Source organism: Streptomyces malaysiensis subsp. malaysiensis, from assembly GCF_040653035.1.
In the GTDB taxonomy this organism is placed as follows: Bacteria; Actinomycetota; Actinomycetes; order Streptomycetales; family Streptomycetaceae; genus Streptomyces; species Streptomyces malaysiensis.
In genome coordinates this window covers 227,320-242,842 of sequence record NZ_JBEZNG010000012.1, presented here as the reverse complement: position 1 = coordinate 242,842, position 15,523 = coordinate 227,320, and the positions used below count along the sequence as shown (strand labels likewise).

14 protein-coding genes are annotated in these 15,523 nt (G+C 74.2%); 5 read left to right on the top strand and 9 right to left on the bottom strand.

Annotated features, from left to right (window positions below; genetic code table 11):
• Positions 1-4 precede the first annotated feature (4 nt).
• The 4 genes from AB0E24_RS24575 (at position 5) to AB0E24_RS24560 (ending at position 3,229) form a co-directional block, all read left to right on the top strand.
• Positions 5-637, top strand: coding sequence for a bifunctional 4-hydroxy-2-oxoglutarate aldolase/2-dehydro-3-deoxy-phosphogluconate aldolase (locus AB0E24_RS24575; RefSeq protein WP_069867758.1), 633 nt, complete (start codon positions 5-7; stop codon positions 635-637).
• Positions 634-1,515: an SMP-30/gluconolactonase/LRE family protein gene (locus AB0E24_RS24570; protein WP_347236655.1), complete on the top strand. Its 882-nt coding sequence runs from the start codon at positions 634-636 to the stop codon at positions 1,513-1,515. Before AB0E24_RS24575 ends, AB0E24_RS24570 begins: the two co-directional genes overlap by 4 nt.
• A gap of 152 nt (positions 1,516-1,667) precedes the next feature.
• Positions 1,668-2,612 (top strand): sugar kinase, encoded by a 945-nt coding sequence (locus AB0E24_RS24565; protein ID WP_257788952.1) that lies wholly within the window; start codon positions 1,668-1,670, stop codon positions 2,610-2,612.
• Positions 2,613-2,782: 170 nt separating this feature from the next.
• Positions 2,783-3,229, top strand: a complete 447-nt coding sequence (locus tag AB0E24_RS24560; protein ID WP_069867760.1) for an ATP-binding protein — start codon at positions 2,783-2,785, stop codon at positions 3,227-3,229.
• Positions 3,230-3,285: 56 nt separating this feature from the next.
• Here the strand turns inward: AB0E24_RS24560 and argF are convergent, their stop codons facing one another.
• From argF to AB0E24_RS24530, 6 genes are all read right to left on the bottom strand, one after another.
• A complete protein-coding gene (gene argF, locus AB0E24_RS24555) occupies positions 3,286-4,290 on the bottom strand; it encodes an ornithine carbamoyltransferase (RefSeq protein ID WP_069867761.1) in 1,005 nt (334 codons plus the stop codon).
• A gap of 137 nt (positions 4,291-4,427) precedes the next feature.
• Positions 4,428-5,657, bottom strand: coding sequence for an arginine deiminase (locus tag AB0E24_RS24550; RefSeq protein ID WP_069867762.1), 1,230 nt, complete (start codon positions 5,655-5,657; stop codon positions 4,428-4,430).
• A gap of 222 nt (positions 5,658-5,879) precedes the next feature.
• Positions 5,880-6,659 (bottom strand): hypothetical protein, encoded by a 780-nt coding sequence (locus tag AB0E24_RS24545; protein WP_359379909.1) that lies wholly within the window; start codon positions 6,657-6,659, stop codon positions 5,880-5,882.
• Positions 6,660-6,673: 14 nt separating this feature from the next.
• Entirely contained in the window at positions 6,674-8,737 is a 2,064-nt protein-coding gene (locus AB0E24_RS24540; RefSeq protein ID WP_359379907.1) for a hypothetical protein, read from the bottom strand.
• A 296-nt stretch (positions 8,738-9,033) separates the two neighbouring features.
• Positions 9,034-9,753, bottom strand: a complete 720-nt coding sequence (locus AB0E24_RS24535; RefSeq protein WP_079259278.1) for a Crp/Fnr family transcriptional regulator — start codon at positions 9,751-9,753, stop codon at positions 9,034-9,036.
• A gap of 85 nt (positions 9,754-9,838) precedes the next feature.
• The gene (locus AB0E24_RS24530) at positions 9,839-11,407 is read right to left on the bottom strand and encodes an MFS transporter (RefSeq protein ID WP_359379904.1); all 1,569 of its coding nucleotides are present in this window, start codon (positions 11,405-11,407) and stop codon (positions 9,839-9,841) included.
• Positions 11,408-11,461: 54 nt separating this feature from the next.
• Between AB0E24_RS24530 and AB0E24_RS24525 the strand changes: the two genes are divergently transcribed.
• The gene (locus AB0E24_RS24525; protein ID WP_435865315.1) at positions 11,462-12,466 is read left to right on the top strand and encodes a GlxA family transcriptional regulator; all 1,005 of its coding nucleotides are present in this window, start codon (positions 11,462-11,464) and stop codon (positions 12,464-12,466) included.
• A 165-nt stretch (positions 12,467-12,631) separates the two neighbouring features.
• On the opposite strand, the gene mmuM is transcribed toward AB0E24_RS24525, so the two are convergent.
• From mmuM to AB0E24_RS24510, 3 genes are all read right to left on the bottom strand, one after another.
• Positions 12,632-13,816 carry a homocysteine S-methyltransferase gene (mmuM, locus tag AB0E24_RS24520; protein WP_359379898.1) on the bottom strand — a complete coding sequence of 395 codons (1,185 nt, stop codon included), beginning with the start codon at positions 13,814-13,816 and terminating at the stop codon, positions 12,632-12,634.
• A 188-nt stretch (positions 13,817-14,004) separates the two neighbouring features.
• The gene (locus tag AB0E24_RS24515) at positions 14,005-14,928 is read right to left on the bottom strand and encodes an LLM class F420-dependent oxidoreductase (RefSeq protein ID WP_359379896.1); all 924 of its coding nucleotides are present in this window, start codon (positions 14,926-14,928) and stop codon (positions 14,005-14,007) included.
• A gap of 18 nt (positions 14,929-14,946) precedes the next feature.
• Entirely contained in the window at positions 14,947-15,432 is a 486-nt protein-coding gene (locus tag AB0E24_RS24510; RefSeq protein WP_079259275.1) for a DUF6099 family protein, read from the bottom strand.
• Positions 15,433-15,523: the final 91 nt, after the last annotated feature.

The following is a 15,523-nucleotide window of genomic DNA, read 5'->3' as shown; positions in this document are numbered from 1 at the left end:
GCCCGTGGATCTGCGAGCCGCCCTGGCCGCCCATCGGCTGGTCGCCATCGTGCGCGGCAGCGACCCCGAGGCCGCGCTGCGCACCGTACTGGCCCTGGCCGACGAAGGCATCGAACTGATCGAGGTGTCGCTGACCGGCAAGGACGCCCTGACCGTCATCGAACGGGCCCGTGCGGCCCTCGGCCCCGGCCGTCCGCTCGGCGCGGGCACCGTGCTCACCGCCGACGACGCCCGCGCCGCCCACCGCGCGGGCGCCGACTTCGCCGTCACCCCCGGCCTGGGCGCGGGGATGGCCACCGCACGCGAGCTGGGCCTCCCGGTGCTCGCCGGGGTCATGACCCCGACCGAGATCATCGGTGCCCGCGCGCTCGGCGCCGAGGCGCTGAAGATCTTCCCGGCCGCCCAGGCCGGCGGGCCCGGCTATCTCGAGGCCCTGCGGGGGCCCTTCCCGCACGAGGCGTTGGTACCGGTCGGCGGCGTCGGCGAAGCCGCGGCCCGCGCCTATCTGGCCGCCGGGGCGACCGCGGTCGGCATCGGCTCGCCCCTCGTCGGCGACGCCGCGGACGGCGGCGGCACGGCCGCCCTGCGCGAACGCGCCCGCGCCTTCCGCACCGCGGTCCAGGAGGCCACCGCGTGATCGAGGACCCGCGCCCCACCCGCCCCGACCGCCTCGGCCTGGGCGAGGGCATCCGCTGGACCGGCGACGCCCTCGTGCTCGTCGACATCCTCGAGGGCCGCCTGCTGACCGCTCCCCAGGACCCCACCGCGCCGCTGCGGACGCTGGCCGAACTGCCCGTACCACTGGGCGCGGTGGCACCCGTGGCGGGCCGGCCCGGCACCTGGATCGCCGCCGCGGGCACCGGGATCTGCCTGCTCGGCCCCGACTCCACCACCACCTGGCTGGCACGGCCCGAGGCGGCCGCCCGCCCCGCCCGGCGCATGAACGACGGCGCCGCCGACCCGTCCGGCAGGTTCTGGGCGGGCAGCATGGCCTACGACGCCGACGAGGGCGCGGGCTCCCTCTACCGGGTGGACCACAACGGCGCGGTGACCCGGGTCCTCGACGGCATCTCGGTGCCGAACGGACCCGCGTTCACGGCCGACGGACGCACCATGTACCTGGCCGACAGCGCCCGGGGAGTCGTCCGGCGCCACCCCGTCGACCCGGCGACGGGCGGACTCGGCGCACCGACGACATTCGTCACGGTGGTCGACGGCAGCCCCGACGGCATGGTCGTCGACGACGAGGGAGCCGTGTGGATCGCCGTCTGGGGGACGGGGACGGTACGCCGGTACCGGCCGGACGGCGAACTCGACCGGACGCTGCGGCTGCCCGCGAGCCGGCCCGCCGGGGTCTGCCTCCAGGGCGACGTCCTGCACATCACGACGGCCACGGTGGGCCTCACCGCGCCGGGCCCGTACGACGGCGCCGTGTTCTCGGTCCGGGTGGGGGTGCCGGGACCACCGGCGGCGGAGTACCGCCCGGCGGCCGGACCGGCCGGGGGCTCGGTGTGAGCGCGCCGCGTGCCGCGGGCGACGGCGGAGCGCGGGCGGCCTCGCCGCCGACGACCGCGCCCGGTGTGCCCGGTGCGGTCGGTACGCCCGGTGCGCCCCGTGGCGGCGAGGAACCGCGGACCGCCGCGTCCTGGCCTCCCGTCGGCGGCACCGTGGTCTGTGTCGGCGAAACGATGGCCGCGCTCGCCCCCGAACCACCCGAGGCCCTGGATACCGGCGACGCCTTGCGGCTGTCCGTCGCGGGCGCGGAGTCCAATGTCGCGATGTACCTCGCGGACCTGGGGCTTTCCGCCGTGTGGCGCTCGGCCCTCGGCGACGATCCGTTCGGCAGGCGGGTGCGTGCCGCCGTCGCCGCGGCGAACGTGGACGTCTCGGGCGTACGGTCCGACCCGGACCGGCCGACGGGGCTGCTCGTGAAGGACCCGGGGCCCACGGGCACCCGCGTGCACTACTACCGGCGCGGTTCGGCCGCCTCGGCACTGGGACCCGACGTTCTGGATGATCCCGGACTCCGGTCGGCGGCGCTGCTCCACCTCACGGGCGTGACCCCCGCGCTCTCCCCGTCCTGCCGCGCCCTGGTGGAACGGGCGCTCGCCACCCCTCCGTCCGACCGCCCCTACGCCATCAGCTTCGACGTCAACCACCGCCCCGCGCTGTGGCCGGACGGCACGGCCGCCACGGTCCTCCACGAGCTGGCCGACCGCGCCGACATCACCTTCGTCGGCCTCGACGAGGCGCAGCACCTGTGGGGCGCGGACCTCGACGCGGGCGGGGTGCGCAAGCTGCTGCCGCGTCCGCGCCTGCTCGTCGTCAAGGACGGCGGACGTGCGGCGACCGCCTTCGGCGAGGGGCCGGAGGTCACGGTGCCGGCCCCGCGTACGGAGGTGGTGGAGCCGGTCGGCGCGGGGGACGCCTTCGCCGCCGGATTCCTGGCGGGGCTGCTGCGCGGCGGGGAGCTGACCTCGGCGCTGCGGCTGGGCCACATCACGGCCGCGTCCGCGCTCAAGGTGACCGGGGATCACGGTCCGCTGCCGGACGCCGCCACGGTCGAGCGGCTGCTCGGGCTCTCGGAAGGGGCGTGGGCGGCGCTCGTCTGAAGCCCATGAGGCAACCGGTGTTACCTATTTGCCTTATTTTGGCGCGAACACACCTTTCAGTCCCTAGGTCCCGCCAAGAGTGGTCCACGGTCCCTTCCGGCACTATCGTCCGCTTCATATCGTCAAGGGCTGCGGTATTCCGCTTCACGCCAACCGACGGGACCACCTCCGTGCCCGATCCCTCCCACGCCGCCACCTGGCGCTTCGCCCTGCCGCATACGACCGCCGCCGTCCCCCTGGCACGTGCGCTGATCCGGAACACCCTGGCCGACATCGGGGCGCCCGTGGACGGCGACACGGCGGAGCTGCTGACGGCCGAGCTGGTGGCCAACGCGGTGCGGCACACGGCCGGCGACGAGCCGATAGAGCTGGTCGTGGAGCTGGTGCCGACCGGGGGCTGGCAGGTCGAGGTGCACGACCAGGACCCGAATCCGCCCGGCGGGCTGGACTCGCTGGGGCGGCCCGAAGGGCCCAAGAGACCCGACGGCCTCGCCGAGGGCGGGCGCGGTCTGCTGCTGATCCGGACCCTCAGCGCGGACGCGGGCTACCGGCCGACCCCCTACGGCAAGGCCGTCTGGTTCGTCCTTCCGCCCATGGAGCGCCCCGAGGAGCCTTGAGGGCGCCCTTGGAATGCCTCGCGGGCCGCCTTACGAAGCGCCGCCCCCAGACCGCCTTACGGAGCGCCGAGGGTCGCGACCAGCACCGCCTTGATCGTGTGCATCCGGTTCTCCGCCTCGTCGAAGACGACGGAGTGCTCGGACTCGAAGACCTCGTCGGTGACCTCGAGCTCGGTCAGCCCGTGCCGCTCATGGACCTCACGGCCGACGTCGGTGCCCAGGTCATGGAAGGCCGGCAGGCAGTGCAGGAACTTCACGGCGTCGTTGCCCGTGGCGCGCAGCACGTCCATCGTCACCGCGTACGGCCCGAGCAGCGCTATCCGCTCGTCCCACACCTCCTTGGGCTCGCCCATGGACACCCATACGTCGGTGGCCACGAAGTCCGCACCGCGCACGCCCTCCTCGACGCTCTCGGTGAGCGAGATCCGGGCGCCGGAGGCCGCGGCGAGCTGCCGGGCCAGCTCCACGATGGTGTTGTCGGGCCACAGCAGCTTGGGCGCGACGATACGGACGTCCATGCCGAGCAGGGCGCCGGTGACGAGGTAGGAGTTGCCCATGTTGTACCGGGCGTCGCCGAGGTAGGCGTAGGCGACGCGGTCCAGCGGCTTCTCGCTGTGCTCGGCCATGGTCAGCACATCGGCGAGCATCTGGGTGGGGTGCCATTCGTCGGTGAGGCCGTTGTAGACGGGCACCCCGGCGTGCGCGGCGAGCTCCTCGACGACGCCCTGGCCATGGCCCCGGTACTCGATCGCGTCATACATCCGGCCGAGCACCCGCGCGGTGTCCTTGACCGACTCCTTGTGACCGATCTGTGAGCCCACCGGATCGAGATAGGTCGTCGAGGCGCCCTGGTCGGCGGCCGCGACCTCGAAGGCACAGCGGGTGCGGGTGGAGGTCTTCTCGAAGACCAGGGCGATGTTCTTGCCCCGCAGCCGCCGCTCCTCGGTGCCCGCGCGCTTGGCCGCCTTCAGCTCGGCGGCCAGGTCGATCAGGCGACGGAACTCGTCGGCGGTGAAGTCCAGCTCCTTGAGGAAGTGGCGGCCGGTGAGGTCAATCGCCATCAGGGGGCTCCTAGGGCACGGCATGGACACGACGGACACGGCGGATCAAAGCTACGGCGAAGGCGCCGCGGCCGGAAACCATGGAAGCATATACGATACTCTGCATATATGCGGAGGACGGAAGGTGAACCCTCGCCTTACGGCTCCACCGGGTCCCGCTCGACCGGACAGCTCATGCACCGCGGGCCGCCCCGGCCCCGGCCCAGCTCGCTGCCCGGGATGTCGATGACCTCGATCCCGCACTTGCGCAGATAGGTGTTGGTCGTCGCGTTCCGCTCGTAGGCGACCACCACGCCCGGTTCGACCGCGAGCACATTGCAGCCGTCGTCCCACTGCTCGCGCTCGGCCGCGTGGACGTCCTGGGTGGCGGTGAGCACACGGATGGAGTCCAGGCCGAGGGCCGCGGCTATCGCGCGGTGCATATGCTCCGGCGGATGGTCGGTGACCTTGAGGTCCCGGCTGCCCGCGCCCGGCTCGATGGTGTACGAGCGGAGCATCCCCAGCCCCGCGTACTGGGTGAAGGTGTCCCCGTCCACCATGGTCATCACGGTGTCCAGGTGCATGAACGCCCGCCCCTTGGGCATGTCGAGCGCCACGATCGTCCGGGCCGAACCGGCCTCGAAGAGCCGGTGGGCGATCATCTCCACCGCCTGCGGAGTGGTCCGCTCGCTCATCCCGATCAGCACCGCGCCCTTGCCGAGCACCAGCACATCCCCGCCCTCGATGGTCGAGGGGTACGCGGCCTGGCCCTCCGACCAGACGTGGAAGTCCTCCTTCGCGAAGAGCGGGTGATGGCGGTAGACGGCCTCGTAGTGCACCGTCTCGTGCCAGCGGGCGGGCCAGCGCATCGCGTTGATCGACACCCCGTCGTACACCCATGCCGAGGCGTCCCGGGTGAAGAGGTGGTTGGGCAGCGGGTTGACCAGGAAGTCATCGGGCTCCATGGCGTGGAAGCGGACGGAGACCGGCTCCGGGTACCGCGCCAGATACTCCCGCTTGGTCATGCCGCCGATCAGCGCCTCGGTCAGCTCGGGGGCGGTCAGCTCGTCGAAGGCGGCGCGCAGCGGGTCGGTGGCCAGCGGGCCGTACTCCTTCTCGTCGAAGACCCGGTCCAGCACCAGCGACCGCGCCTCCGGCTGGGCCAGGCTCTCGGTGAGCAGATCCCCGAAGAGATGGACCTCGACCCCGCGGTCCCGCAGGACGTCGGCGAACCCGTCGTGCTCCTGGCGGGCCCGGCGCACCCACAGGACGTCGTCGAAGAGCAGAGCGTCCCTGTTGGACGGGGTGAGCCGCTTGAGCTCCAGGTCGGGGCGGTGCAGTATGACGCGGCGCAGCCGCCCGGCCTCGGAGTCGACATGGAATCCCATGCCCCCATCTTCGCCGCTCGCGGCGCATTGTGAACGCTCGGCGAGACGGATCTCTCTCGCCGACCGCGATTCGGCGGAGGAGGGGTTCGGCGGAGGAGGGGGTGACGAATGCGCGGCGCCGGGCGGGACCCGGCGGGGGCGGGGCCCGCGCCCGGCCGCGCGGGGCGGCCGTCCGGCCGCGCTCGGCTCTCGGGCCGCGCTCGGCTATCCGGCCGCGCTCGGTTATCCGGCCGCGATCACCACGATCAGCACCAGCGCCACCGCGATGAATCCCAGCAGGGCGGAGACCCACAGCTGGCCGGGCTTCAGATCGAGACGCGCGGCGTCGTCGGCCACCCCGCGCCGCCGGCGCCACCGCGTCTCGCGCCGGGTGGCGCGGGCCGCCTCCGCCTCGTACTCCCGGCACTCCTCGGCCACGCCGCCGAACAGCGCCTTCCAGCCCTTCTCACCGAACCCGGTGAGCTGCCGGGTGCCGACGATCCGGCGCACCACCTCACGGCCCGCGCCGTCGCCCGCCACCCACAGACCGGGCAGGACGCACGCCATCAGCTCCGGTATCGCACCGCGCCCCGCGTACGGGCGGACCAGCCCCTCGTACAGCATCAGCGCGTTGCGCACCCGCAGCCGGCGGCCGGGGTCCGCGGCCGAACCGCCCGGCACCCGGTGCGGCGGGTCGAGATAGAGCTGCGCGAGCAGCACCTTCTCGCAGACCGCGGCCGCCAGCTCCGGTCCGCGCTCGGGCGCGCGGCGCACCAGCTCGACCACGACGCGGGTGGCCCGCTCGGCGGGCAGCCCCTCGTCGAGCGCGCTCAGCAGCAGGCCGTCGTCGGCCTCCCGCAGCGCGGCGGGCAGGGCATCGCCGCCGTCGCGCAGCGCCTCACGCAGCATGCGCGCCCCGGTGACCGAGACTCGGCGGGCCCCCGCGCCCGCCGGCCTCGCCCGGTCCGCCGTGCTGTCGTATGCGATCTCCGTGTCTTTCGGGTCCTCTGTCTCTTTCACCATTGATGTCCTTCTCCTCACAGCGCCTCCAGCACCTCCCGTATGCGTATGGCCGCCCCGGCGTCGAGCGGCTCGTCACCGTCCTGCGCCAGCCGGGGCAGAAAGTCGCACAACACGGCGACCTGTCGTTCGTCGCGGGCCGCCCGCCGGATCCAGCCGACCAGCGCGTCCTCGGCGGCTCCGGCCGATCTGGCCCAGGTCAGCGTGGACCGCAGCAGCTCGGCGAGCCGTGGCTCGCACTCCGGACGGGCCGCCAGCAGCGCCGTGGCCAGCGGCCAGGCGGCGTACGGCTCCAGCTCCGGCACCTCGCACAGCCCCCACAGATACGAGGTGCGGGTGGTGACCGCGCGCAGCGCCGTGAGCAGCGCCAGGTCCCGGCGGGGCCGCCGGGTGTCGCGCAGCCAGCGGGTGAGCGCGGTCAGTACGGTCTCCGGTTCGGGCCCGGCCAGCAGCCGCAACACGCTGTAGGAGGTGGTGCGGCCGTCGTCGGCGCAGGCGATCCGGCCGAGTTCCTCCAGGGACGCCGCGACCGAGCCGGCCGCCAGGCCGTAGCCGTGGGCGAGCGCGGCCGTCTCGCACTCGCGCTCGTCGTCGCCGCGCGCCCAGTCGTGCAGCAGTCCGTTCACGGCGGACCGCACCTCCGGGGCGCGGGACGCCTCGGCGAGCGCGGTGGCCGCCGCCATCCGCTGCACCGGGCTGTCGGTGCGGGCCAGCGGCAGGGCCAGCTCGACCAGGCCGTAGAGATAGTCGCGGGCGCACAGCACGCCCGCGGCGACCGCCGCGCGCACCCACACCTGGGGGCGCGGATCGTCGCACAGCGCGCGCAGCCAACGGGCCATCGGGCCACGGAGGTTGTGGTGGGCGTCCCAGGACTCGTGGAGCACGGCGGGCGCCAGGCGCCGCCCCTCGAACCACACCGCGCGCACGGGCACCGAGGCGTCCCCGAGGTCCTCCACCCCCTCGCCGTGAACCGCGCGCGCCATGGTGAGCGAGGCCCCGGGGCGGGCGGAGAACAGCGGGCGGCCCGGTGCGTACTGCGGATCGAGCGTGACGGCCAGTTCCCAGGTCAGCAGCTCGGCGGCCTCCGCCATGAGGCTGTGCGACGAGCCGTCGAAAACGGCGAGCGCGATCCGCAGCGCGGCGGTGCGCAGCGCGGGCAGCGCGGCGGGCAGGGTGCCGGGGTGCGCGGCCTCCAGAAGCCACTCACGGGCCTGGTGCGGCGCGAATGACCGGCAGTGCTCCAGCAGCCGCTCCTCGGACAGCCTGCCCTCGGCGTGCGCGGCCAGATGGCCGGCGAGCCGGGCGGCCTCGCCGGGCCGCGGCTCGTCCAGGCCGAGCGCCTCGGCCAGTTCGGGGCGGCGGGCGGTGGCGCGGGCCGTCTCCAGGAGTTCGGCCGGGCGGTCGGCGAGCAGCTCGGCCAAGTGGCGGTCGAGGACCTCGGCGGCGGCCGGGGGCTGGTACGGCACGGCGTGGCGGCGGCCGCGCAGCAGCCGCTCGGCGGCCGGGCCGCCCGCGACCAGGACCACGCAGAACGCCTCGTGCTCGGCGAAGTGTGCGCGCAGCCGGTCCAGCAGGGACTCGACCGTGGAGTCGGCCTGTTCGGCGGGGAGTTCGAGGAGATAGCCATGGCCCCGCTCGGTCTTCTCGGTCGTCTGCGTACCCGACGCCCCGTACGGGATGCCGGACCCGAGCCGGGCGACCCCGCCACCGGCCAGCTCGGACAGCTCGGCGAGAAGGGCGAGCCCGGTCCAGGCGCGCCCGGTGCCGGGTTCGCCGCACAGCGCCAGCAGCCCGGTACGCCGCAGATGGTCGCGCATCGCCGTATGGCCGGGAACGGTCCGGTACAGGCGGCGCAGCCGGTCCAGCTCCTCGCGGGGCACCGGGCCTTCGGGCAGGGGATGGGGTGCCGGTTCGGCGCACAGCCGGGCGGGGCCGACGGGGATGTGCAGATGGGCGCGTGCCTCGCGCGCCGTACGGGCGCCGCCCGGCTGGCCCGCCCCGTCCAGCGGGCCGCCTTTGGGGATCTCCAGCCGTCGTCCCGGAGACTCCGCCGGGACGTTGACGTCTTCCGCTGCGTTCATCGCCCGCCGTCCTTCATGCCGTGGCCCCCGTGTCCCGGGGCGGTGGTGATGGGGTGCCGGTGAATGCGCGAAGCGGGCGGCGGGGCTCGTCCCCCTGCCCACCCCGCCGCCCTTCTCCGGTGCGGGGCGCTTGGACCCTGTCCGGTGGTACTTCTCCGGGCAGGGCCCGGCCGTGCGCACCCCCGTCGCTCACGGCCCAGCGCCCTGTGCCGACTCCAGGGTCGCCGGGGAACGGCGGGACGGCTGTAGCCGTTTACACAGTCGCGCGGAAAGGCGTGGGGAGTGCGCGCCCGCGCTCAATCGCGGGGGCGGGCCGGGATGTGCTCCCCCGTCGCACGGCCCTCGGCCAGCAGCCGCAGCAGCCCGATGTTCATCACCACGAAGCGGCGCGAGGCGGTCCGGACGACGCCCTGGGCGCGCAGCAGCCGCAGCGCCTTGGCGACCGCCTCCCGGGTCGAGCCCACCGCGGCCGCTATGTCGTGCTGCGGCAGCGGCAGATCGACGGTGATCGCGCCGTCGGCGGCGGGGTGGCCGGTGCGCTCGGCGAGTTCGACCAGCCGGGCCGCCAGCCGCTGGAGCACCTTCTCCGAGGCGAGTGACCGCCGCTCCCCGTCGGAGCTGCGCAGCCGGGAGCTGAACTGACGCATGATCAGCACGGTCGCGACGGGACGCGCGGCCAGATAGGCCCGGAACCGGTCGCCGGAGACCACCACCGCCTCCATCGGGCCGAGCGCGGTGACGGTGGCGCTGCGCGAACCGTGGTCCACCGCGGCCTGGTCGCCCACGACCTCGCCCGCCCCGCGCAGCGCCAGGATCAGCCGCACCCCGCGCTCGGTCTCCACCGAGACGGTGGACCAGCCGGAGGTGATCGCGACGACGAAGGTCGTACGGTCGTGCTCGCGCAGCACGACCTCGCCGGCGGCGTAGGCGCGGGGGGTGCCAAGGCCGAGCAGCGCGCGCCGGTCCTCGGCGGGCAGCGCGTGCAGAAAGGGCCGTCCATCCTCGAAGAGACTCATCCGCCCTCCCCGCTCAGCTCGTCGTCGTCATGCCTGCGGAGAACCCAGGGACCGATCAGCACGCTAAGCAGCTGGCACGGGCACGTCAATGGTGCCGGGCGGGGTCCCTGCCGGATCCGCGGTTCTCCCCCGAATCGGTTCGATTCTTCCCGGTCTCCCCGGTCTCATGACGAACGCCCGTGCGCAAGGCGGCGCCCGCGACGGCCGCGAGCGCCGCGGTCACTGCCGTGAAGATCCACCCGGCGCGCAACGCGTCGAGCCCCGGCCGCGCCGCGCCCCCGGTGATCACGACCAGCGCCGCGACGCCCAGGGCCGAACCACCCTGCCGGGACATCATCAGCACCCCGGAGCCGAGGGAGAGCCGGCGGGCCGGAAGCAGCCCGGCGGCCGAGAACATCACCGGCTGGTAGAGCCCCGCGCCGATCCCGGTGAGCACCAGTCCGGGCATGAACTCCACGGCGTAGTGGGCGCCGTCGCCGCCCGCGAGAAGCACCCACCACATCGGCCCGGCCGCGAAGCACAGCCCGCCGACGACGGCCGTGGTCCGCTCCCCCAGCGCCCGTACGATCCGCCCCGACAGCGTCGACACCACCAGGACGGCCAGCGGCCAGGGCGTGACGGCCAGGCCCGCCCTGGCCGGGGACCAGCCCCACGCCCCGGTGAACAGCAGCGTCGCGGCGAGCAGCGAGGCGGCGTAGGCGAGGAAGTAGCTCAGCAGACCGAGCGCGGCGGCGGTGAAGGCACGGGTCCGGAACAGCCCGGGGTCCACCACCGGATCGGGGTGGCGGCGTACGTGCGCCACGGCCAGCGCGCCCACAACCAGGCCGGTGGCGAGGAAGCCGAGGGTGGCCGGGGCGCCGTAGCCCCAGTCCGCGGCCTCGACACAGGCGGTGGTGACGGCCCCGGTGCCGAGGAGGACCAGCAGCGTGCCCAGCGGATCGAGGCGGCGGCGCCCACCGGGGACGGGCCCGGTGCGCGGCAGCAGCCGCAGCCCGGCCACCCATGCCACCAGCACCACGGGCGGATTGATGAGGAAGATCCAGCGCCAGTCGGAGGCGGCCAGCAGCCCGCCCGCCACCGGCCCAGAACTCGCCGCGACCGCGCTCACCGCCGTCCAGACGCCGACGGCCGTGGCCCGCTCACGCCGCGGGAAGGCGGGCAGGGCGAGCGAGAGGGAGGTGGGCACCAGGACGGCCGCCGCCACGCCCTGCGCCACGCGCGCGGCGATCAGCGTGCCGAGCCCGGGGGCGGCCCCGCAGGCGAGGGAGGCGAGCCCGAAGAGCGCGATACCGGTCAGGAACGAGCGCCGCCCGCCGATCGCGTCGGCCAGCCGCCCGGCCGGGACCAGCAGCGCCGCGAGCACGATCGTGTAGGCGTTGAGCACCCAGGACAGCTCGGCGGTGGACGCGGAGCTGAAGTCCGCGCCGATCGCGGGGAAGGCGATGTTCACCGCGATCATGTCGAGCACGGCGAGGAACTGGGCCGCCGACGCGACGGCGAGGATCAGCCAGCGCCGGGGGCTGGGGGCGGGAGCCGCGTCGGAAGCCGTGTCGGGAGCGGGGGCGCTGGCGCTGTCCGGCGTGGTGGCAGGGGGCTTGTCCGGGGTGGCCGCGGGCACACCGCTGCCCTGGGCCTTTGAGGAAGGGGTCGTCATGCCTGTCCAGCATCGGCCCCGGGGTAGGGCGCAACGAGTGGCAAGAGTGACAGCATGCGCTACATTTCTGCCATGCGATCCATCGCCCTCGCCGTCGTCCCGGGCATGCCGATCTTCGATCTGGCGGTGCCCTGCCATGTCTTCGGCACCGATCGCCCCGGGCTCCCCGACCCCTGGTACGAGCTGCGGGTCTGTGCGATCGGACCGGGCGGTGAGGGGGCCGGTGACCCGGTCGCCGCCCGCTCGTGGTTCGCCGCCCACACCCCGTACGGCACCGAGGAGCTGCTCACGGCCGACACAGTGATCGTCCCGGCCTCGGCCGATGTGCGCGGCGATCCGCCGCCGGAGCTGGTCGACGCGCTGCGCGAGGCCCATCGGCGCGGCGCCCGCATCGTGTCGCTGTGCTCGGGCGCGTTCACCCTCGCCGCGACCGGACTGCTCGACGGCCGTACGGCGGCCACCCACTGGATGTACGCGGCGCTGTTCGCCGAGCGCTATCCGGCCATACGGCTCGATCCGTCCGTGCTCTATGTCGACCACGGCGATGTACTGACGGGGGCGGGCTCCACGGCCTGTATCGACGTCTGTCTGCATCTGGTGCGCGAGGACTACGGCACCGAGGTGGCGAACACCCTGGCCCGGCAGCTCGTCGCGCCCGCCCACCGGCCGGGCGGCCAGGCCCAGTACATCGAGGCGCCGCTGCCCGAGCGCACCGACGACTCGCTCGCCCCGCTGCTGCACTGGGCCGCCGAGCGGCTGCACGAACCGCTGACCGTGGCCGACCTCGCCCGCCGCGCCCACACCAGCCCACGCACCCTGGCCCGCCGCTTCCACGCCGCCACGGGCACGACACCGCTGCGCTGGCTCCAGGGCCAGCGGATCGGGCGCGCCCGGGAGCTGCTGGAGGGCGGCGATCTGCCGGTGGACCGGATCGCGGAGCTGTGCGGGCTGGGGACGGCGGCCAATCTGCGCCGCCACTTCACCCGGGCGGTGGGGGTGCCGCCCCACGACTACCGCCGCGCGTTCCGGGCCCGGGCATCGCGCGCACCGGCCGCCTGACACCCGGCGGCCGGAACCCCGGGACCTGGGCCGCCAGGCCCTGCGGGCCCGATACCGGCCCAACCCCGCGCTGAAGGACGGGGTTTACGGCCTCGAGCGTTTACGGCCTCGAGCGTTTACGGTCAAGAACACCCGTCCGGGTATCGCCCCGCGGCCCTCCCTCGCCTAATGGCTTCTCACCACGGCGGCCAGCTCCGCGATCCGCTCCGGCCCCACCCGGCAGCAGCCGCCGATGAGCCGCGCCCCCGCGTCCCGCCATGCCCGCACCCGCCCCGGGTCGAAGGTCGAGCGGCCGCGCCAGCTCCGCGCCGCGGCATCCCACTCCTCTCCGCTGTTCGGATAGACCACCACCGGTTTGCCGGTGATACCGGCCGCGATCTCCACGGCCCGGTCCGCGTCGCCCGGTTCACAGCAGTTGACGCCGACGGCGATCACCTGGTCGACCCCCGCGGCCAGGGCGAACGCGTCCCTCAGCGGCTGCCCGGCCCGGGTGGTCTCCCCCGCGATGCTGTAGGAGAGCCAGACCGGCACCCCACAGCCCTCGACGGCGCTCAGCATCGCCGCGGCCTCATCGGCGTCCGGCACCGTCTCCAGCGCCAGCGCATCGGGTCCGGCCGCGGCCAGCGCCTCGATCCTCGGCCGGTGGAACCGCGTCAGCTCGGCCACGCTCAGTCCGTACCGCCCCCGGTACTCGCTGCCGTCCGCCAGCATGGCCCCATAGGGGCCCACGGAGGCAGCGACCCACACCGACCCAGCGGCCCCGCCGCCCACGTGGCCCGCGTCGCCCGGATCGGTCTGCCCCGCCTCCGCCCGCTCAACGGCCGCCCGCTCAACGGCCATACGCTCGACGGCAGCCCCCCGCGCCTCCGCCCGCCCCGCCTCCGCCCCCTCGACGGCCGCCCGCTCCGCCTCCGCCCGCTCAACGGCCGCCCGCACGGCCGCCGTACGCTCGACGGCCGCCCGCCCTGCCTCCACCCCCTCGACAGCTGCCTGCCCCGCCTCCGCCCCCTCGACGGCCGCCCGCTCCGCGGCCGCCCGCTCGGCGGCCATGCGCGCCAGCTCCACGCTGCGCCTCAGCAGCGCCGTGGCCTCCTCATGCCCCAGACCCCGATGGGCGAAGCCCTCATACGTGGCCTGATAGCTGCTGGTGATGAGCACCCGTGCGCCCGCCCGTGCGTAGGCGGTGTGGGCCGCCTCGATCTGCCCCGGGTCATCGGCCAGCAGCCGGGCCGACCACAGTTCGTCGGAGAGATCGCAGCCCTGTGCCTCCAGCTGGTTGGACAGCCCGCCGTCGAGGACGAGCGGCCCGTGCTCAAGCGCGGCGGCCAAGGGTGTGCGGGGTACGGACATCACGGGTGCTCCTAGGGCCTGTCGTCAAAGGGGGCGCCCTGCTCCCGACGCCTGGCACGGCCGCTCGCCGCGTTGTCGCGTCACCCGAGTACGCCCAGTACGAGGGCGACGCTCCGCCTTGCGATCGACCGCACCAGACGCCGCTCGCGGCCGGGCGCCCCCTTTGACGACAGACCCTAGTGGTGCGCTCAGCCCAGCTGGGCCTGGACCTGTGAGGAGATCAGCTCCAGATGGTCGAGGTCCGCCAGGTCCAGCATCTGGAGGTACATCCGGGAGGCGCCCGCCTCCGCATAGCGGCCGATCTTGTCGACGACCTCGGCCGGAGTGCCCGCCAGACCGTTCTCCTTGACCTCCTCGACCTCCCGGCCGATCGCCGCGGCCCGCCGGGCGACCTCGGCGTCGTCCTTGCCCACGCACGCCACCAGCGCGTTGGAGTACACCAGATCGTCGCCCTTGCGGCCGGCGGCCTCGGCCGCCTCCCGCACCCGGCCGAACTGGCGCTGGCTGTCCTCGGCCGAGGCGAACGGCATATTGAACTCATCCGCGTACTGGGCGGCCAGCCGCGGGGTACGGGTGGTCCCCTGGCCGCCGATCAGCACCGGCACCCTGCTCTGCGCGGGCTTGGGCAGCGCCGGGGAGTCCACCAGCTGGTAGTGGGCACCGTCATAGCCGAAGGTCTCGCCGACCGGGGTCCGCCACAGCCCGGTGACGATGGCCAGCTGCTCCTCCAGCCGCGAGAACTTCTCCTTGGGGAAGGGGATCCCATAGGCCCGGTGCTCCTCCTCGAACCAGCCCGCGCCCAGGCCCAGCTCGACCCGGCCACCCGACATCTGGTCGACCTGCGCGACCTGGATCGCCAGCACACCGGGCAGCCGGAAGGTGGCTGCGGTCATCAGGGTGCCCAGCCGGATCCGCCGGGTCTCGCGGGCCAGCCCGGCCAGGGTGATCCAGGCGTCGGACGGACCCGGGAGGCCGTCCACGCTTCCCATGTGCAGATAGTGGTCGGACCGGAAGAAGGCGTCGAAGCCCAGGTCCTCGGTGGCCTTGGCGACGGTGAGCAGGGTGTCGTAGGTCGCCCCCTGCTGGGGCTCGGTGAAGATGCGAAGATCCATGCCACCCATCCTGCCTCTTCACGCGGCACCACCCCACTCCCCACCCCATTCGCGGAAGGTGAGATGCCGCAGCATTCCGTGCACCCGGTCCCGGGCCTCGTCCGCCGCGTCGATCGCCTCCACGCACTGCCAGTACAACGCCTCCTCCTCGGTGTTGGAGGCGACCCCGACCAGCGCGAAGCCCGCCTCCGCGAGCAGCTCCCCCAGCGCCAGCAGCACCCCTCTCGGATCGCGCACCTCCGAGAGCTGGGCGGCCCGTAAACCGCCGCCGCGCAGCGTGGGGTGGTGCAGCGCCGGGCGGAAGAGGGCGCCGCGCGCCCGCCCGCCCGCCTCGCACAGACCGCGCGCCTCCGCTCGCGCGGCCGCCGGGCCGCTCACCACGAAATATCCGCCGACCGCTTCGGCCAACGCTTGAACCTGCCAGGCTTCGGCCACGATGTCGTGCACGCTCCCGGCCTTTGCCAGGGCGTGCCGGGTGACACCGATCAGCCGCATCGCGTCCATTCCCCGCACCCCTCTCAACGGACTTCCGAGCCCGTCACTCCTCCACTACCCAGAGTGATGATTAACAGGCAGAAAAGCTAGGGGAATTCAG